This window comes from Winogradskyella maritima (assembly GCF_042650215.1).
GTDB classification, from domain to species: Bacteria; Bacteroidota; Bacteroidia; order Flavobacteriales; family Flavobacteriaceae; genus Winogradskyella; species Winogradskyella maritima.
In genome coordinates, this window is record NZ_JBHSAT010000012.1 from 1 (window position 1) to 1,286 (window position 1,286).

A 1,286-nucleotide genomic window follows, 5' to 3' on the forward strand; every position below is an offset into this window, starting at 1 on the left:
AATATGATTCATAGAATTCAGTTTTTGAGTCCGAAAGAATGTATTCAATCAGTTCAAAAAGTTGATTTTTATCTATGATTTCTGTTCTCTGCATTAGCTTTGCTCAAATTACACACAACGGTTTTGTATATGGCTCGTAGCGTGTAAATTAGCGATTATTTTTCGGTTAAGCACAAGCCAGATTTTTAAATTTTACTATTTATCTTTTTAATTGGAAATCGTCAAATTTAAAAATTTGGCGACTTTCCAAATATGCCTTAACTTCGTTTAAGCAACTAATTAGCTATGAGTTATATACGTTGTTGTGCACTGCCTTTATCCTAATTCTAAAAGTCTTTTATTTATTTCTTTAATATACTTTACTTTATAAGTATCTGGCTTTTGATAATAATAATTTAGAACAGGTTCACCCATTTTCATTTCGCATTGTGGAAAAATATTCAAGTAAAATAGAAAAACTGCTAAAGTTTGTTCATCTAATTCTGCAAAAAATAAACCTTGAAATTCATCAGAAAAACTAATGCTATAATCAGATCTTGAATTAAATAAAATTCCTTTACCATTTATAATAATCATATCGAATTGTTCTCTCATTTGAATTTTGTTTTCAAGATAGTATAAACCGATATTTTTAATTAGTGTTTCAATGTTGGAGTATGTTTTGTTTCCAAAAATTACACAGGGTATCTGCTTAGAAGTTAATAATTGTTCATCATTATGCTTCTTGTTCATATTAAAGAGTCCGCTTTTTTGTCTTCGTAAATTCTTAACTGATTTGATTTGTTCAAGGCTACGATGAATCTCATTAATATTAGACAAGTCTGGTTTTACTTCAACTGCAACATCTACACCGTCAGCGAAAATAACGGAATACTTATTCTCATTAGAAACTGTGTAAGGATGTGATGGACTTAGGAGGATACAATCAATTGAATTACTACGCAAACCATAGCTGTCAATGATATTACCTTTTGCAACGCGATATGGAAATGGAAAGTATCGTTCTAAAAATAATTTAACGGCAATTTCTCTTCTATCAGAAACTTCTTGTGAAGTCCCTTTACCTTCTACACTAGCTTTTTTAAAAAGATGATTGATTTCATCAGTTTCAAATTTAATAAGTTCTAAAAAATCTTTAGAGTTCATAATTTAGGTTGTGCACAACGGTCTCGTATAACCGTCAGTTACGGGTTTATATGCGTTAATTTTCGGTTTGGCACTGACGCTCGCAATTCCGAGTGGATTCGGACGTAGTCGAATCCGCCGTAATTGCGGTTATACATTGT

At 30.9% G+C, this 1,286-nt stretch carries 1 protein-coding gene; it reads right to left on the bottom strand.

The window, feature by feature from the left end; all coding sequences use genetic code 11:
* Positions 1–315 precede the first annotated feature (315 nt).
* Positions 316–1,146: a DUF6602 domain-containing protein gene (locus tag ACFOSX_RS10905; RefSeq protein ID WP_386100733.1), complete on the bottom strand. Its 831-nt coding sequence runs from the start codon at positions 1,144–1,146 to the stop codon at positions 316–318.
* Positions 1,147–1,286 lie beyond the last annotated feature (140 nt).

Coding starts and splice junctions, on each gene's coding strand:
- ACFOSX_RS10905 (WP_386100733.1), bottom strand. CDS start 1,146: ATGAACTCTAAAGATTTTTTAGAACTTATTAAATTTGAAACTGATGAA.